The sequence below is a fragment of the Streptomyces sp. NBC_00885 genome, from assembly GCF_045207475.1.
Lineage (GTDB): Bacteria > Actinomycetota > Actinomycetes > Streptomycetales > Streptomycetaceae > Streptomyces.
Window position 1 is genome coordinate 8653791 of sequence record NZ_CP108796.1, and the last position, 13684, is coordinate 8667474.

Here is a 13684-nt window from a genome sequence, read left to right on the forward strand (position 1 = left end):
GGCGCTGAGGTGTGATGCGGACCGGATCACCGGTAGGCGATGGAGCTGGTGCGGTCGTTCATGTACGAGCCGATGTCGGGCGTGTTGGTCCGGTACGCGCCGTCGCGGTCACCGCCGAAGTTGTCGTCGGAGTAGAGCTCGATCCAGCAGTTCGCCCATGGCTGCAGCGAGGTGATGATGTCGTTCCAGTCCGGCGGCATGGTGGGCGTCCAGTGATCCTGGGCATTGTTGTTCCTGCACGGCCTGTCGGCCTCGATGGTCAGGGTGCGGCCGCCGTAGTCCTTGTGCTCGAAGAACGTGCCTATGATGACGTTGCCGTTCGCGCCGCCGCCGCCGGCGGCGGCGTCTTCCATGAGTCGTGACGTCTCCGCACGGAGCTCCTGCAGCGAGCCTCCGGAGGCTCCCTCCAGGTGGTCCGGCGCGTCGGTGATCCGGCCGCCCGATGCCGCGGCGAAAGCGGCCGTGAACCCGTCATAGCAAGTCTGGCGGCCCGTATCGAGGTCCAGTACGCAGTGTTCGAGTGTTGATTGATCCGCCGAGGCGGGCGGCGCGGATGCCAGGCCGCCCAGCGCTGCGGCCGCGGCTGCCGCGGCGGCCAGGGCACGCCGCGGGAGTTTACTGATCATGAGCAGACTCTCCTCTGTGGGGGGTGCGCTTGCTGTTGCATCAAGCGCTTCCTGAGCAGCCCACCGTGGTGGCGAGCGACCGGGAGAAGCCTGCAACGATCAGGGGGCTCCGGTCTTTGTCGTCCGCCCCCAGATGACCGCGCCAAATTCGTCGCCGATCCCTAGAAGCCGTTGCTCAACTGAACGTGGTCGTTTGATTGTTGCTGGTCAGGCATGGTTCCGATTGGGGTGAGGAAGGGTTTCGGCGTCCTGTTTCTGCTGGTCGTCGAGGAGTGCGTGGTGGCGTCGGTGCTGGGATTGCTGGAGGCGCGGGAGGCGGATGCCCGTGAGCGGGTCGAGGATCTGCGGGAGGCGGCGGCCCGGGAAGCGGTGCCTGTGCCCGCCCCGGTGCCGGGAGGAATCGTGCTGCCCTGGCGGGAAGGACCGCCCGCGACGACTCTCGCGCCGGACTACCAGCGGATCCTGAGCGTGCTTCAGGACCGGCCGGAGCCGGTGCGGGCCAAGGACATCGCGGTGGCGCTGGGGCTCGGGACGAGGGCGGCGAAGGTCGAAGGGGGTGCGGTCGAAGGCGAAGCGCTTGGCGGAGCGCGGGTGGATCGTCCAGGTGGCCTCGGGGATGTGCACCCAGTCGATGAGGCCGCCGGTGTAGCCGCCGTCGGCCCAGACCAGAGTGATGTCGCGGTGCACGGCCCGCAGACGCTCGAGCACAGGTGCGGCCGCATCGCGGTCGGGGACGTTCGCGGCGGTCACAGCCACCAGCAGGAGCAGGCCGAGCGTGTCGGTCACGAGGTGCCTTTGCGGCCCGGCACTTTCTTCCCGCCGTCGTAGCCGCGTGAGGCAGCCCGCACCGACTGCGCGTCGATAATTCCCGCTGTGGGCTGGGCCTCACGCCCCGCGCGCATCCGCACCCGGTCGCGCAGCCGGTCGTGGAACTTGGTGATCAGCCCGTGTTCGCGCCAGCGGCGGAAGTAGGCATAGACCCGGTCCCAGGCGGGGACGTCCGCAGGCATCGCCCGCCAGGAGATACCGCGCGCGACCAGCTAACGGATCGCGTCCAGCATCTGGCGGTGGCAGTAGCCCTCGGGCTGCCCGCCCCGCCCCTCCAGCCAGGCCCGCACCCGCAACAACGGCCGTACCACCGCCCACTCCGCGTCCGACATGTCCGAGGGATAGCGGCACACCCGATCGGGATGATCGGCCGCGTTGCCGTACACGTGCGCGAGACAATCGCACGACGTGGCCCAGGAGTTGAAATCAGCGGGGCGCGAGCGCGTACAACAACGACAACAGGGCCTCCGCGTACTCGGACGGGATCGCACCCCCGAGCTACACCGCGAGATCACCCGACCAGGAACCCTGTTTGAGGGGCCCTGCGCTTCTCGGACAGCGGTGTTGAGGGTTCTCTTTATGCCGCCGTCTGCAACTCCTCGTACTCGGCGTGGACTTCTGCGGGAGTCTTGTAGCCGAGGCCGGAGTGGAGGCGTTTTCGATTGTAGAACATCTCGATGTAGCGGACGATCGCCCGGTGGGCATGTGCGCGTGTTGGGAACGTAGTTCGGTGCACGAGTTCGTTCTTGAGGGCGCCGAAAAATGATTCAGCCATCGCATTGTCCCAACAAACACCGGTGCGGCCGACCGACGCTCGCAGGCCCAACGAGCGGAGCTTGCAACGAAGTTCCCGAGACGTGTATTGACTGCCGCGATCGGAATGAAATACGCAGCCTTCGGCGAGGTCGATGTTCCGGACTGCCATATCGAGTGCATCCGATATGAGAGAGGTCTTCATATGGTCGGCCATCGCCCAGCCGACCACAGCTTTGGTGTGGCAGTCGATGACGGTCGCGAGATACAGGAACCCGGCCCAGGTGTGAACATAGGTGATATCGCTGACCAGTTTGCGCCCGGGAGCGTCAGCGGTGAAGTCACGGGCCAGCAGGTCGGGCGTGGCCGGCGCCGCATCATCGGCGATCGTGGTCGCCCGCCAGGGCCGCGGCTGGCATGGCACCAGGCCGAGCTCGCGCATCAGCGCGCGGACCAGCTCCGCTCCGGCCTGCACGTTCATCCGCTGGAGCGCGGCGTGGACACGCCGGTAGCCGTAGGTCTCCTGAGAGTCAGAGAAGACCTTGAGGATGACGGCCCTCAGTTCCGCACGGCGCTTCGCGGTGGCCGACAATGGCCTGGACCTCCAGTGGTAGAAGCCCGACGTGGATACTCCCGCCCAGGTGCACATCTGCTGCACGGGAAAGTTGTCAGCCTCGCCGTCGATGAACTCGTACTTCTCCGTCACCGGTATTCCTGGGCGAAGAAGGCCGCCGCTTTTCCCAGGAACTCGGTCTTCATACGGAGTTCCCGGTTCTCGCGTTCCAGTTCGCGCAGGCGGGCGCGTTCGCTGATGTTCAGGGGAGGCTCCTCCCCGGCGTGCTCTTGCCGGTACCGGCTGACCCAGGTGCCCAGCGTTCCCTCGTTCACTTGTATCTCTCGGGCGACCTCGGCGATCGGGCGGGACTCCACGACCACCATCTTGACCGCCTCGTCCCGAAACTCAGGACTGAACTTCCTACGCTTCTGTGCCACGTGCTCTCTCCGCCGTTCTGGACTTCGATCCTATGGGGACCGCTGTCCGAGAACTTCGGGGCGCCTCAGTTCGACCTGCCCGTTCCAAGATTGGTTGAGCAACGGCTTCTCAGCCTGGCGGGCATAGCTGGGCCGGTTTTGTGGGTCGATGTCAATGCTCAACTGGTTCGGCCTCGTCAGTAGACTGGTATGCCCGCATGTTCTGTGTCGCGTATTCCGCAGTGGCGACGCCTGGCGCTCACATTGAGTGACGCGTTTGGGCGTCTTTGGCGGGCATCTGTGGACCACAGTCCCACGCCGGAGCTTTTCGCCGGGGACATGCTGCTGCACACGGATAGGTTTCCCACCAACGTCCTGATCGCCCAGGACCGGGCCGTACTGGTCGACTGGGCGTGGACGTCGTACGGCGCGGGATGGATCGACCCTGCCCTATGGGCGGTGTGGCTCATCAGGGAGGGTCACACGCCCCGTAAGGCGGAGCGATGGGCCTCCCAGGTGCCCGCGTGGGCCACGGCGACAAAGGAGGGCCTGGACGCATTCACGGCGGCCACCGTCAGCGTCCGGGAGGAGATCACCGCTGACGATCCGGAGCCGTGGATGACCGGGATGCTGACCGCCGCAAAGGCATGGAACGAGTACCGGCGCATGGTCTGACTGGCAGTCTGGTCTTCGGCACACCCCGACCGAGAGGAACCCATGAAACTGAAACAACTCGCCGCCACAGCAGGAGCAGCCCTGCTGACCGCGCTGGCACTGCCGGCAGACGCCCACGCCGCCGCCATTGCCTGCGGAGGCGCCGTCTCGACCCAGAACATCGGCGCACAGGGCTGTATCTCCGCCGAACGGTGGAAGGACGGCCACGTCTTCATGCGGAACATCACCGCCCACGCCGTCATCACCAACTCCCGCGCCCACGCCTCCTACGTCGACTACGAAGCGTATTTCCGGATCCGCGAAGGCGGCCACTGGGTCAAGCTCGGCAACGGCCGCACGATCGTCCAGCGCAGGTCCACGATCGGCCCGTTCGAGATCGGCAACACCGACCGCGTCTGCGGCCCCGTCAACGCCACCGCCGAAATCCGGGTGCATGTGAGGCCGGCCGGCGGGGCGTGGAGCAACTGGAGCGGAGCCGTGACGAAGCAGTGCCAGACGTGAGCTAGGTACGACGACGCCCCCGCCTCCCGGAGTTGGAGGACGGAGGCGTCCGTATTTTTCGAGTACTGGGCTGTACTCGTGAAAGCCCAGAGCATCTGGGTGCACGGCCTTGGGACTGGTGGGCTCGCAGGTTGAGGTGTCGCGTATGCTCCGGCAGTTTCCGTCTTGGTCACCGTGGGGTGTCGGCATTGCCTGCTGATCACTCTGCGCCGTCGTGACCGGGCTCGTAGGGCGGGATCGTCCAGCGCATCGTTGTCCGGCCTGTGGGGCCAGGCTGAAGAGTCACGGGATAGACCTGTCCGAAGCGGCGTTCGCCGCGATGTCTCATCGAGTGGTCGCCGCTGTCCCAGTTGATCCCCAGAACTGGGCAGCCAGCGACCTCGATGGCGCCGATCCGAAGCGGGTGGGTCCAACTGTCGGCGACGGCACCGGGGGTCTCGACGAGCTCGACGGAGATCCTGCGCATCTCGTGCACGGGAAGGTAGCGCACCCACGGGAAGGACGCCCACAGCACGTCCATGACGAGCGTGCGGCCTCCGGGCTGGCGCATCAGCTCGACGAACACCCGGCTCGTGGCCTTCGCCGCGGTGCTGTCCTGCTGCCCGCGCCGCGGTGGTCAGCGTCCCGGCGCAGCACCATCCGCCGCGCTCCAGCGAGGCGCGCAAGGGCGCGCTTAAGTTCAAGACTTAGGGGGTCACTTCCGGCGGGGCACGGTGAAGTAGTCGTAAGCGGAGGAGGCCGACGAGTTACCGAGGTTGAAGGCCAGGACGGTGCCGTACCGGGCCCGCGCGGCCGCCACGCTCATCGAGGTCTCCGGGACGGCCGAGCAGCGCTGGTAGATCTCGCTGGACCCAGCCGGGGGCACGGGGCGGGCTCCTCGACTCGGACGGAAGCACCAGGTTCGGCCGGTCCCAGTCGATCCGCAGCCTTGGGGCTTCGAGCGTCGGCGCCGACATCAGTCTGCCGTCCGGGGACCGGCCGCGGAGGCTCGAGGTGGACCGCTGCCGTCGCCCACGGCCTGCGGGTCGGCAAGCGCGCGGCCGCCTCTAGGGTGTGCATCGCGAAGGTCACCGATCGGCCCGGAGGTGCCATGCCCCTGCAGATGAAGCTGACCGCGATAACACTCGACTGCGCTGATCCACTGGCTCTGGCAGCGTTCTATCAACAGGCCACCGGCCTCGAACGCCACCCGAAATCAGACGCTGACTTCGCCGGTCTCAGCCGTGAGGACGGACTGTTCATCGGCTTTCAACGGGTCGACGACTACCGGGCTCCGCGCTGGCCTGACCAAAACTCTTCCCAGCAGTTCCACCTCGACTTCGCGGTCGAGGACCTGGACGAGGCCGAGGCCCGGCTGCTGGAACTGGGCGCGAGCAAGCCGGATCACCAGCCGGGTGAGGACAGGTGGCGGGTCTTAACCGATCCGGCTGGGCATCCCTTCTGCCTGGTCAGAGGCTGATTGTTCTGATGCCGCGAGGCATCGCCGATCACGTTGGCGGAGCCCCACATGCCACAGTTGGCAGGAGCGGCATTGGCCCCTCATTACCTCCGTGGTAATCGACCGCTCCCCCCTCCCACGGAAGGATCAAGCACATCGACGGGAACCCCCGCCGGGATCCGGCCGTAGCCGTGAGGAGAGCGCCATGTCCGTCAAGTCCTTTGCTACCACGGCGAGTTCATCCACCACCACAGGTTCCGGCGCCGATTCCACCCGTGCCGTCGTGCAGGAGTTCCTTGCCGCCCGGGTTGCCGGGGACATCGCGCGGCTCGTCGCGCTCTTCGCCGACGAGGTCGACTGGCTGCTCGCCGAGAACCCCGCCGTCCCGTGGATCCGCCCGCGGTCCACCGCCACCGAATGCGCCGCCCAGCTCACGGAGTTGATGGAGCACACTGTTCCCGAGGACGCGCGCGCCTCCGTCGCCAACTTCCTCGTCGACGGCACCGACGCCGTCCTGATGGGGCACGTGTCAGGGACCGTACGCGCGACGGGCAAGTCCTTCGAGGGCCCGTTCGCGCTGCACCTCACCGTCGAAGACGGCCGGATCACCCGGCACCACCTGTACGAGAACAGCCTGTCGATCGCCGAAGCCTGCGCCACGTGAAGGCGTGCGCCGCGGTCCCGCAGTTTCGCGACTGCAGGGAACACCTCGCCGCCGTGGGCGAAGATGAGCAGCCGGTAGGCCTCGACTTGGGCTCGAAGACGATGCCTCCGGTCAGCGCCCCGGGCGCGGTCTGCCGCTCGGGACTTGCGCCACCCATGGGCACGAGTGGTGGGCTGATCGTCACGTTCCCGCACTACACGCCCCGGCCGTCGCGGAAGCGAGGGTCAACCCTGCATGGCCGCCTCGTCACGCGCTGCAGGGCTCCTGCCGGCCTGCTTCTTGGCTGCGGCCTGTGTGGCTGCCCCGGCCGCCGTCGTCTTCTTCGAGGCCCGCCTCGTCGGGCCCGGGATGCCGTGGGCGGTGTCGTCCTGGTCGTTCTCACCGCGGGATACGCGGCCCCTGACCACACGCTTGTTCAGTCGGCCCATGAGGTCGACACCGGGGGCGTGCGGGGCCTCGTGTTCGGCGGCCGACGCGGCCTGCAGCACCCCCCATGACCGGTCAGGGCGCGACACTGGGTTCAGAGACAGCTGCCGGACTGAGGAGGTAGACCGATGGCCACAATGCACGAGGGTTCGGAGGCCGTGCCGGTCGTACGCCGTCGGCGCGATTCGATCGACTGCGTTGTCTGGGAGCCGAGCGAGCGCTGGGTGCGGGCGACCAAGGGCCAGGACACGGTCGTGGACAGCCGCCGCGCGGTTCTTGTGTGGGAGCCCGGGCGTCCCGTACCCCTTTACGCCTTCCCGGCAGCAGACGTCCGGATGGATCTGCTGCGAAGGACCGAGCGGCCCGCCAACCCGCGGCGTCATGCGGGAGCGACGGTCTTCTACGATCTCGTGCTCGCGGATCACACCGTTCGTGCGGCGGCCTGGACCTATCCCGGTGAGGAGCTGGCCGGCTACGTCAGCTTCGAATGGTTCGGCCACGAGGTACTCGACCACTGGTACGAAGAGGACGAGGAGATCTTCGTGCACCCGCGTGACCCGCACAGCCGGGTGGACACGCTGCCCAGTACCCGGCACATCCAGGTCGAGATCGAAGGCACCGTTGTCGCGGATACGCGTACGCCGGTTCTGTTGTTCGAGACGCATCTGCCGGTCCGCTATTACCTCCCGCGGGAGGACGTCCGCCTTGATCTGTTCACCCCGACCAGCACACGAACCCGTTGCCCGTACAAGGGCATGGCGACCGAGTACTGGTCATGGGCGAACGGCGCCGACGTAGTTCCCGACGTCGCCTGGAGCTATCCCGATCCGCTGCCCTCCGTGCGGATCATCAAGGACCTCGTGGCCTTCTACAACGAATCCGTAGACATCGTCGTCGACGGAGAGCGGCAGCAGCGTCCGGTCACCTACTTCAGCAAGCCTTAGCGGTAGAGGGCCGGGAACTGGGACAAGGCGCTGGCCTTCCTGGAAGCGCTGTGTGCGCGGGGTGAGGCGGCCGGGCACGCTGGACGCTGCACACTTCGCCCCTCCCCACTGTGCAGCCCGCTCTGGTCCCGTCCGCTGAAGGAGCAGGCAACTCACGGCCTCAGGCATTCTCTCTGCGGGTCAAAGAAGACGAGTCCGGGCTCGCGTGCTAATGCCCGGGCGTGAGATTCCAGGGGGGCCAGATCGTGTGCGGAGGTGCTGGTCGGCTGCGGTGCCGGCGGGATTCGAACCCGCGGACGGGGAGGGGCAGGCCCGCCCGGTCCTCGTCAGTCGGCGTGAGAGGGGCCTCGCTCACGCCGATCGCAATAGGCCGCTCTGCCACGGCTCCGCAACCTGCGGGAACTGCGCAGTCCCGCTCCGGTCAGGGTAGAGACAGCGCCCTGTACAGGGCGAGCGCTCTTACCTGGAGCGTGAATGAGTCCGCACGGGCGGCGGGGTGACGCGGCATCAAGCCCGCGAACCTGCCCGCGAAGGGCCTCGACCATTCCGCCGTCGCTCAGTCCCGGGCCAGCCACTTGTCTTGACCCTTCGCCGGGAACGGCAGGCTCTGAGCTTGTTCGGGGTGGTGATGCTTGCGGACACTTCAGAGTGGCTGACCGGGCCACTGACGGTGCCAAGCGCCAGTGGCCGCCATCGGCTCACTCAGTCACGGCTCAGGAACGGGCGGCCTTGACCTTGTCCACGTCGAAGATCTGGTCGGCTGGCGGGGCGGTGACTGCGACCGGCTTGTTGAAGTCGGAGAAGGTCAGCGTGCCGGGCTCATCGCCGCCCTCGGTGACGGCTTTGAGGAAGTACGGTTGCCCCACGGTGGCGACGTAGAACGTGTGTGTCTCCGCACCGTCCTTCCGGGTGAGAGTGAGGGCTTTCTGACCGTTGACTTCAGTGGTCGGGCCCTTGGTCACTCCAGAAAGGTCGTCTTCGCCCATCTTCTTGAAGAGTGCGTCGACGTCACACGCCTCGGCCATGCGCTTGGCTTTGCCGGCCGGGATCTTCATCCAACGGCCCTTGAACATTTCCGCCATGGCGGTGGACTGCTGGGCCGAGGTGCCTTTCTGTTTGGCTATCCCCTTCCAGAACGCCTCGTCACCCTTCATGTAGGTGACCTTGTCCAAGACGCGCAGCTCGCTCTGGCCGGAGCCGGTGTAGCTCATCTTGCCGGTGCAGTCGGCCGCCTTGCTGAGCGCGAACTCCAGAGACAGGTTCTTGCCGTCGTCCTTACCCTCTCCCGCGACCTTGAGCGAGTCGGCAGCCTTGGTGGCGGCGAACGCCTTGTCGGCGATCTGGTCGGCGGTGAGGCCCTCAAACGGGTCCACTGGGGCTTTCGGCGACGGCGACGAGCTCGCCGCCTTGTCTGCGATGCCCTCACTCTGTCCGCCGCCACAGGCGGTCAGGCCGACCGTGGCGGTCACACACAGCGCTGCTGCGGCCAGAAACTTGCGGTTGGTCACCGTTTGTCACTTCCTTGATCTCTAGTGTCAACCACTGGACTCACAAGCCGCCTTGCTCGATGTACCGCTGAAGGGTGTCTTGCGCCACATGACGATGGGGAGTCACTCGACGACGGGTCCTGCACCACCTCCACCAGGCGGACGTAGCCTCGCCCACGACACCCCGCTCTGGCGTGCCATCTCCACCGCCCCCCTTGACACAGCGGATGGCGGGGCCTTGCGGGGCGCCGGCCGCGTGCTGGTGGGCACGGAACCTAGGCGTGCATGTCGCCCCCGCGCTGCACGCGGCTACGTTCAAGAGGGTTCGCCGACGAGGTCCGCCAACTCGCCAGCGGACTCGGAGGTCAGACGGTAGAACCCCTGGAGACTGACGGAGCGCTCGAGACGGCCATCCACCACGTACTTCAGACCGCGGGTCTGGCCTCGGCGGTTGCGCCACGTAAGCCTCGCCAGAAGATCACCGGGTATCGGCATGTCGAAGCGTACGGGCGTCGCGTCCACGTGCACTGCCGTTGCGCCGCAGCCACCGGCGCCGAGCATCGACCAGTCGCCGTGCCCGGGAAACGCCGGGTCCTGCCACGTCTCGGGGGCAGTGCCGCAGCAGTCGCGCCGCTCCATATCGATCACCCGCATCCGGCTCACCACGAACACGACACACCGGTTGACGTGCAGCGCGTACACCTCATCCCCAACGCGGGCGCCCGACCAGGCGGGCAGGGAGGAATGGACGCCGCTGAAGGCGACCGGTGGCCGCTCGCCCACGCGGCCCGTCGTGAGCAGGGCGCGGCGGGTGTCATGGGTCCACAAGACGGTGAAGGCATCAGACATGCCGTGATCCTATGAACGAGGACTGACAACCTTCCGCGGGACAACGCTCGATGCCGCATGACGCCGGACTGTCGGCCGGCATCCACCTCGTCACCACGGAGGAAAAGGCTCCATGACTGGGGGAGCTGGCCTTATGGAGGCCCGGAAGCACGTTGGCTGTCACGAGTGAGGCACCGTACTTGTCAGCACCGGCCATTCGGATGAGAGAACACCATGATTTCGGAGTACCAGCAGCGACTGCGTGACAAGTTCCTGTCCGTCTCGGAGACTCCGCCGCCAGCCCCCTGGCGCACAGTCCTGGACCGGCGAACTCCCATAGGCGGCCTGCTCGGCATCGGTTTCGCCGTCGCTCCCGACAACGGTCGCGACCTCGTCATGGTGGTCTCCGTTGATGGGCATGGCCTCTTCGACGCGGACACCGGGGAGAAGATAGCCCGCGACCGCGACCCTGATCCCGAGGACAGCACCCCGGACGCCGTGCCCGATCTCACCTGCCCCGGACTCGGACCCGTCACTGGGACCCGAGTGCGCATCGCCGGGCTCTTCGGAGGCGGCCTCCACACCACCACCCTCGACGGCTGGAGTGTGGAGGACGTCAGCCCCGAGTGGCCCCACCATCGTGTTCTGCTCTCTACGGATGGAGGAATGCCTCACAGCGGACCGCACGGTGAAGGCTGGTGGCACATCTTCGACTCCAACTACTCCGAGCTGCGGGCCGCCGGCTTCTCACCGTCGGGGCGCACCCTCGCCGTCGCCACCAGCAGCGACCTCACACTCTGGACCCGCCCGGCTGCCGATGCAGGCCCGAGGGGCGAGGTCAGGCAGTATCGATGAGGCGTTGCTGGACTGGCTCTGTTCACCAGCTTCGGCCGACTCGAAGAGCGCTGGCTAAAGCCGCTCCCTCGCGCCCCTTCCCAGCGTCGGCGTTGGCGATGAGACCTGTCTTGCTCGGCAGGCGGCAGTTCTACTGCAGGTGGTGCGGACGATGCCTGTCAGCCGATCCGCCCCGGCCTTGTCGGCGCGCTATTTCAGCCTGCGCAGCTCCCGGCTGAGCCCCAGCGTAGGAAGTCTTTGCCTCCTTCACCACCGATGACGGCTACCGCGTACTGCGCGTAGCGCCACTCTTTGCGGGCGTGGGACTCGGTGAGGACTGCTTGGCAGGCTACGTCGGAGGCGGTCTTTGCCCACTTTTCCCGGGTTGGCTGGTCCCATTCGGGCTTTGTGGCCCACACGTACATCACGGCCGCGTCGGGGGCGAAACCGACGGACATGTTGTGGTGGTCAAGCCAGTTGGGGTCGTTGCGGATGCGGGAGTTGCCCTGCCACGCGGAGATGATGCCGCTGGCCGTTTCTCCGGCCACACGGATCTCGTCGTTGTCCGTGCTGGGGATCTGCGCTTGCTCAAGGCCGGACTCGGTCGGCTGCCACCAGGAGTCCTGTCCCACACCGGGTGAGCTGTGGTCCTGGATGGACGCGGTGCAGGCGGTGTTGGTGCGGAAGTTGTCCTCCCACACGATGCCGGGGCCGCCCTTGCGGGCCGTGTCCACCACTACGTACTTACTGTAGGGGGAGTGGGGGTAGGAACGGTCGAGGTCCTGCAAACCCAGGCAGACCGTCTCGGCGACTTCCTGCACCGCTACCGAGGGCAGTGCCTGGCCGCTTGTCGCGATGTACACCTCCCCTCTGGGTTCATGGAATGTGATGGTGCGGTCCATGTCTGGGTAGGCGACGGGGTCGAGCCAAGCCCCTGTTCCCATCGCTCCGGGGGCGTCGTTCTCGGCGGGGGTCCGGGCTGGCCGGGATTCTTTCCACGTGGCGAGGGACGCTTCTCCTGAATCGGCCTTCCGTGCACCGTCTTTGCCGTCGCTCCGGACGGCGCCGGGCGTGCCGCTCGCCATGTCCGCAGCCGGGCTGGGCCGGGAAACGGAAGCGGCTGGCGGGTTGCGCTTCTTGGGGGCGCTGTCTGTCTGGGAGAGGAGACCGCCGACGAGCGCCCCGCCCAGGGCAGCGGCGCCGATGAGCACGGCCACGGTGCGTCCCTTGCGTCGCCTGGCGGATACTTGCCAAGACGGGTCATCCAGGGTGGGCATGTCCCACGCGGCGGCGACGAGATCGCCAACCATGGTCGGCTCCAGCCCGGCACCCTCCTCGACAGGTATGACCTGTGTGGCCTGGGAGGCGAGGAGTAGCGAGCACTCCTCAGCGGCGGAGATGGCGCTGATCCGCTCCTCGGGATCCTTCGCCAGGGCCTTCTTCGCGATCTCCTGCAGGTCTGCCGGAACGCCGTCGAGGTCTGGGTCACCGGACATGACGCGGTAGGCGACCACGTCGGGGGCGCCGGTCCCGAACAGGAGCCGTCCGGTGGCCGCGTAGGCGAGGAGGGCACCCCAGACGAACATGTCCCCGGCTGGTCCTGCGGCGCCGGTGCGGTAGTGCTCGGGGCTGATCCAGCCCGGTGTGCCGGTCATGACGCCGGTGCGGGTCACGCTGGTGCCGTCGGCGGCGTGGGCGATACCGAAGTCCAGTACGCGGGGTCCAGCCGGGGTGAGGATGACGTTCTGCGGTTTCACGTCCCGGTGCACGACACCTGCCTGGTGGATCGCGGCCAAGGCATGCGCGGTACCGGCCGCGAAGGCATACAGCATGCCGCCGGTGAGTGGACCGTGTTCGGACAGGTGCTGGTTCAGGGTCGGGCCTGGGGCGTACTCGGTCGCCAGCCATGGGTCGGCGGCCTCGGGGTCGGCGGCCAGTAGCGGTATCAGGCAAGGGCCTTGTACCCGGGCGGAGAGCTGTACCTCGCGGCGGAACCGGGCCCTGAAGTCAGGATCTTCGGCCTGAGCGGCATGGATGACCTTGACCGCGACCCGCGCCCCCGCCGGATCGAGACCGGCATGGACAGTGCCCATACCGCCCGCACCGAGACGGCCGATAATCCGGTAGGGGCCGACCCTGGACGGGTCACCGGGACGGGCAGGCAAAACCCGACCGCCCGAGTCGACAGCGCTCACAGGGTCGCCTTTCGTCCAGTCACACTCCTCCGCGCCGGTGTCGTCGGCAGTCATCAGTCCGCCTCGGCGACAGCGTGGATCCGCGCGATCTCGGCCTGGTGCGCGGCTTCGGCGGCGGCGTCCACGTGGTTCATACGGTTCCAGCGGTTTGTGTCGTAGCCGTCGCGGTAGTCCCACCAGCTCGCGGTGCTCCGCAGCCGGTTCCACTCGCGCAAGATGGTCAGCCGCTGCTCCTGGCTGCACTCGTCTTGCTTGAGGAGCGCGAGCAGGATCCCGGCAGAGTCGCAGACCAGAATCTCAAGGGAACGCAGCGCGCAGAACGTGTCCCCGGTCTCGCCGGCCGCGTCCTGGACTGGCCGGAGCTGGGCATAGATGAATGCTTCCAGCGCGAGGACGTCGTCGCGGGTGATGTCGCCTGCGTAGTGCATGGCGCGCTCCGGCTCGGCGCTCATCGAGCAGGCTCCCTATCGGTTCGCCGGGGCAGTGCCGACGGTTCTTCATGTCCGGTTTATC

At 67.2% G+C, this 13684-nt stretch carries 17 protein-coding genes; 6 read left to right on the forward strand and 11 right to left on the reverse strand.

The window, feature by feature from the left end:
- Positions 1 to 26 precede the first annotated feature (26 nt).
- From OHA61_RS39380 to OHA61_RS39395, 4 genes are all read right to left on the reverse strand, one after another.
- Positions 27 to 626: a hypothetical protein gene (locus OHA61_RS39380; RefSeq protein WP_406307178.1), complete on the reverse strand. Its 600-nt coding sequence runs from the start codon at positions 624 to 626 to the stop codon at positions 27 to 29.
- Between the two features lie 207 nt (positions 627 to 833).
- On the reverse strand, positions 834 to 1412 hold the full coding sequence (locus tag OHA61_RS39385; protein ID WP_406307179.1) for a transposase: 579 nt from the start codon (positions 1410 to 1412) through the stop codon (positions 834 to 836).
- The gene (locus OHA61_RS39390; protein WP_406307180.1) at positions 1409 to 1636 is read right to left on the reverse strand and encodes a hypothetical protein; all 228 of its coding nucleotides are present in this window, start codon (positions 1634 to 1636) and stop codon (positions 1409 to 1411) included. Before OHA61_RS39390 ends, OHA61_RS39385 begins: the two co-directional genes overlap by 4 nt.
- 395 nt (positions 1637 to 2031) lie before the next feature.
- Positions 2032 to 3200, reverse strand: a protein-coding gene (locus tag OHA61_RS39395; RefSeq protein WP_406301159.1) for an IS3 family transposase whose coding sequence is annotated in 2 segments (ribosomal slippage) — positions 2032 to 2948 and positions 2948 to 3200 — 1170 coding nt in all. Because the reading frame shifts where the segments join, the coding sequence is not laid out codon by codon here.
- Between the two features lie 279 nt (positions 3201 to 3479).
- Here OHA61_RS39395 and OHA61_RS39400 point away from each other — a divergent pair.
- A complete protein-coding gene (locus tag OHA61_RS39400; protein ID WP_406307181.1) occupies positions 3480 to 3854 on the forward strand; it encodes a hypothetical protein in 375 nt (124 codons plus the stop codon).
- 42 nt (positions 3855 to 3896) lie between these two features.
- Positions 3897 to 4355, forward strand: a complete 459-nt coding sequence (locus OHA61_RS39405; protein ID WP_406307182.1) for a hypothetical protein — start codon at positions 3897 to 3899, stop codon at positions 4353 to 4355.
- 199 nt (positions 4356 to 4554) lie between these two features.
- Here the strand turns inward: OHA61_RS39405 and OHA61_RS39410 are convergent, their stop codons facing one another.
- Together OHA61_RS39410 and OHA61_RS39415 are read right to left on the reverse strand one after the other, a co-directional pair.
- Positions 4555 to 4905 carry a hypothetical protein gene (locus OHA61_RS39410; protein ID WP_406307183.1) on the reverse strand — a complete coding sequence of 117 codons (351 nt, stop codon included), beginning with the start codon at positions 4903 to 4905 and terminating at the stop codon, positions 4555 to 4557.
- Positions 4906 to 5049: 144 nt separating this feature from the next.
- Positions 5050 to 5220 (reverse strand): hypothetical protein, encoded by a 171-nt coding sequence (locus tag OHA61_RS39415; protein ID WP_406307184.1) that lies wholly within the window; start codon positions 5218 to 5220, stop codon positions 5050 to 5052.
- Positions 5221 to 5445: 225 nt separating this feature from the next.
- Here OHA61_RS39415 and OHA61_RS39420 point away from each other — a divergent pair, with 225 nt between their 5' ends.
- Positions 5446 to 5814 (forward strand): VOC family protein, encoded by a 369-nt coding sequence (locus tag OHA61_RS39420; RefSeq protein ID WP_406307185.1) that lies wholly within the window; start codon positions 5446 to 5448, stop codon positions 5812 to 5814.
- Between the two features lie 184 nt (positions 5815 to 5998).
- On the forward strand, positions 5999 to 6457 hold the full coding sequence (locus OHA61_RS39425; protein ID WP_406307186.1) for a nuclear transport factor 2 family protein: 459 nt from the start codon (positions 5999 to 6001) through the stop codon (positions 6455 to 6457).
- A gap of 224 nt (positions 6458 to 6681) precedes the next feature.
- Here OHA61_RS39425 and OHA61_RS39430 read toward each other — a convergent pair whose 3' ends face one another.
- Entirely contained in the window at positions 6682 to 6972 is a 291-nt protein-coding gene (locus tag OHA61_RS39430; protein WP_406307187.1) for a hypothetical protein, read from the reverse strand.
- A gap of 39 nt (positions 6973 to 7011) precedes the next feature.
- Here OHA61_RS39430 and OHA61_RS39435 point away from each other — a divergent pair, with 39 nt between their 5' ends.
- A complete protein-coding gene (locus tag OHA61_RS39435) occupies positions 7012 to 7827 on the forward strand; it encodes a DUF427 domain-containing protein (RefSeq protein WP_406307188.1) in 816 nt (271 codons plus the stop codon).
- Positions 7828 to 8540: 713 nt separating this feature from the next.
- Here the strand turns inward: OHA61_RS39435 and OHA61_RS39440 are convergent.
- Positions 8541 to 9335, reverse strand: coding sequence for a hypothetical protein (locus OHA61_RS39440; protein WP_406307189.1), 795 nt, complete (start codon positions 9333 to 9335; stop codon positions 8541 to 8543).
- Between the two features lie 294 nt (positions 9336 to 9629).
- Positions 9630 to 10163 (reverse strand): hypothetical protein, encoded by a 534-nt coding sequence (locus tag OHA61_RS39445; RefSeq protein WP_406307190.1) that lies wholly within the window; start codon positions 10161 to 10163, stop codon positions 9630 to 9632.
- 213 nt (positions 10164 to 10376) lie between these two features.
- Between OHA61_RS39445 and OHA61_RS39450 the strand changes: the two genes are divergently transcribed.
- Positions 10377 to 10997 (forward strand): hypothetical protein, encoded by a 621-nt coding sequence (locus OHA61_RS39450; RefSeq protein ID WP_406307191.1) that lies wholly within the window; start codon positions 10377 to 10379, stop codon positions 10995 to 10997.
- Positions 10998 to 11191: 194 nt separating this feature from the next.
- Here OHA61_RS39450 and OHA61_RS39455 read toward each other — a convergent pair whose 3' ends face one another.
- Complete coding sequence (locus OHA61_RS39455; protein WP_406307192.1) at positions 11192 to 13225, reverse strand: serine/threonine-protein kinase; 2034 nt, start codon at positions 13223 to 13225, stop codon at positions 11192 to 11194.
- The gene (locus tag OHA61_RS39460; protein ID WP_406307193.1) at positions 13225 to 13623 is read right to left on the reverse strand and encodes a hypothetical protein; all 399 of its coding nucleotides are present in this window, start codon (positions 13621 to 13623) and stop codon (positions 13225 to 13227) included. Before OHA61_RS39460 ends, OHA61_RS39455 begins: the two co-directional genes overlap by 1 nt.
- Between the last annotated feature and the right edge of the window lie 61 nt (positions 13624 to 13684).

Coding starts and splice junctions, on each gene's coding strand:
- OHA61_RS39425 (WP_406307186.1), top strand. CDS start 5,999: ATGTCCGTCAAGTCCTTTGCTACCACGGCGAGTTCATCCACCACCACA.
- OHA61_RS39390 (WP_406307180.1), bottom strand. CDS start 1,636: ATGCCTGCGGACGTCCCCGCCTGGGACCGGGTCTATGCCTACTTCCGC.
- OHA61_RS39450 (WP_406307191.1), top strand. CDS start 10,377: ATGATTTCGGAGTACCAGCAGCGACTGCGTGACAAGTTCCTGTCCGTC.
- OHA61_RS39445 (WP_406307190.1), bottom strand. CDS start 10,163: ATGTCTGATGCCTTCACCGTCTTGTGGACCCATGACACCCGCCGCGCC.
- OHA61_RS39460 (WP_406307193.1), bottom strand. CDS start 13,623: ATGAGCGCCGAGCCGGAGCGCGCCATGCACTACGCAGGCGACATCACC.
- OHA61_RS39455 (WP_406307192.1), bottom strand. CDS start 13,225: ATGACTGCCGACGACACCGGCGCGGAGGAGTGTGACTGGACGAAAGGC.
- OHA61_RS39410 (WP_406307183.1), bottom strand. CDS start 4,905: ATGCGCCAGCCCGGAGGCCGCACGCTCGTCATGGACGTGCTGTGGGCG.
- OHA61_RS39405 (WP_406307182.1), top strand. CDS start 3,897: ATGAAACTGAAACAACTCGCCGCCACAGCAGGAGCAGCCCTGCTGACC.
- OHA61_RS39380 (WP_406307178.1), bottom strand. CDS start 626: ATGATCAGTAAACTCCCGCGGCGTGCCCTGGCCGCCGCGGCAGCCGCG.
- OHA61_RS39435 (WP_406307188.1), top strand. CDS start 7,012: ATGGCCACAATGCACGAGGGTTCGGAGGCCGTGCCGGTCGTACGCCGT.
- OHA61_RS39420 (WP_406307185.1), top strand. CDS start 5,446: ATGCCCCTGCAGATGAAGCTGACCGCGATAACACTCGACTGCGCTGAT.